Below are 541 nucleotides of genomic sequence, written 5' to 3' on the forward strand. Positions count from 1 at the left end.
CTTATAGGCGTTGCGTCAATGAGCTCTTCCATAATGCAGGAAAAAATGGCATCAAATGCACAAAACAACAACGCGACTTTTCAAGCAGCAGAAAATGCCGTAAGTGGACTGATCAATAAAGTCATCATAGACAAAGACACTACAGAATTAGATGAGGCGATAGGAATCGGCACTATTGGTGAACACACTTCGAGTATTAACTATGCAGTTTCTGGCTCAAAAGCTGCATCCAGCTATAGCATCGGATATATGGGTGTTGTAGCGCTCGCTAAAGGGGGCTCCTTAAACGTAGACGAGAGCTCAACAGAGCTTAAACCGGAGCTATTCGAAGCTTTAGTAGAAGGTGCGGTCGAGGCCACTAGTGCACAAACGGTTATCAGGCAAGGTTTTGAGTACCATTAAACTTATACATGCCTTAAGGCATACAACAGAATTTAGAGTGATGGCCCGAAACAACGAAATAGCCATCAGGAGGCAATGATGAAAAAAATATACGCATTAGGCTTGCTCCTAACCTTTAGTGTACTGTTTAGTGCTCAGG

General features: G+C 43.3%; 1 protein-coding gene. It reads left to right on the top strand.

Annotated elements, in window-relative coordinates:
• Nucleotides 1-402: hypothetical protein (locus A3756_RS03465; RefSeq protein WP_068552934.1), on the top strand; the 402-nt coding region annotated here is incomplete at its 5' end.
• Nucleotides 403-541: the final 139 nt, after the last annotated feature.

Source organism: Oleiphilus sp. HI0086 (assembly GCF_001635225.1).